The sequence below is a fragment of the Arthrobacter sp. SRS-W-1-2016 genome (assembly GCF_002009585.1).
GTDB lineage: Bacteria > Actinomycetota > Actinomycetes > Actinomycetales > Micrococcaceae > Arthrobacter > Arthrobacter bambusae_A.
The window spans coordinates 1-1431 of record NZ_MTPV01000016.1; the positions used below are offsets into that span (position 1 = coordinate 1).

General features: G+C 65.6%; 1 protein-coding gene and 1 pseudogene. Both read left to right on the forward strand.

The window, feature by feature from the left end:
- Positions 1-1131: MFS transporter (locus BMF89_RS04355; RefSeq protein WP_078105853.1), on the forward strand; the 1131-nt coding region annotated here is incomplete at its 5' end.
- Position 1132: 1 nt separating this feature from the next.
- A pseudogene (locus BMF89_RS04360) lies at positions 1133-1431 on the forward strand (nitrite reductase); the annotation flags it as partial.

A 1431-nucleotide genomic window follows, 5' to 3' on the forward strand; every position in this document is an offset into this window, starting at 1 on the left:
CTCATCTCGATCCCCAGCCTGGTCGGCGCCACGCTGCGTATCCCCTACACCTTCATGGTTCCGAGGTTCGGCGGCCGCAACTGGACCATCGTCTCGGCCCTCCTGCTGCTGATCCCGACGGCGGGCCTCGCCTTGTGTGTCTCAAACCCCGGCACCCCGTTCGGCGTCATGCTGCTGGTCGCCGGCCTCGCTGGCTTCGGCGGCGGCAACTTCGCCAGCTCGATGGCAAACATCACCTTCTTCTACCCTGCCCGTGAAAAGGGTTGGGCGCTGGGCCTGAACGCCGCGGGCGGAAACCTCGGTGCCGCCGTCGCGCAGCTTGTCGTCCCGATCGCCGTCACCGTCCTGGCCGCCGGGACCGTCAACCTGCCCATGGCCGGCCTCATCTGGATTCCCCTCATTCTTGTCGCTGCGTTCGGCGCCTGGAAGTACATGAACAACCTCACCAGTGCCAAGGGTGACGTCGCAGGCTCCATCGCCGCACTCAAGGAACCGCATCTGTGGGTCATGGCTTTCCTGTACATCGGCACCTTCGGCTCGTTCATCGGCTTCTCCGGAGTCTTCCCCAAGCTCATCAAGGACTACTTTCCGGCCTTTTCGTCCATGCACCTCGGCGCGGTTGTCCTCTCGCTCGCCTTCCTTGGTCCGCTGGTCGGCTCCCTTGCCCGTCCCTACGGCGGACGCATGGCCGACCGCATGGGCGGAGCCCGCATGACCGTCACGGCGTTCGCGGCGATGGCGGTCATCACGTTGACCATGATCTGGACCCTTCCCCTCAAGAACTTCTGGCTCTTCCTGGTCCTGTTCCTGTTCCTCTTCACGGCAAGCGGCTTTGGAAACGGCGCCACCTACCGCATGATCCCGGTCATCTTTGCCACGTCCAGCCGGGCAGCGCTCTCCGGTGCAAAGCCCGCCGAAACGGCCCGGCTCGCGGCTTCTTCCCTCGGCCTGATCTCGGCGATCGGCGCTTACGGCGGATTCGTCATCCCCCAGGTGCTCAACGCGTCCAGCGCTTCCGGCTCCTACACCCCGGCGTTCTATGGCTTCGTCGGCGCCTACGTGCTGATGCTCATCGTCTGCTGGGCCTGCTACCTCCGGAAGGCCAACCGTAACGCGATGGGACACATCTAATATGCCCAATGGCGCCAACACCCACTGCCCGTATTGTGCGCTGCAGTGCGCCATGACCCTGACCCCGGCGGCGCCCTCGGCGCAGCCGGGGTCAGGGGTTGCGCAGCCGGGGTCAGACCCCGCTCCCACGGCAAAAGCGCTTCCGCTCCTGGAAGTAGCCGGCCGCGACTTCCCCACCAACCGGGGCGGGCTGTGCCGCAAGGGCTGGACATCGCCGTCGTTGTTGAACCACAGCGGACGCGTCACGGAACCCATGCTCAAAGGGTCCGACGGCGTCCACCGGCCGGTTACGTGGGACCA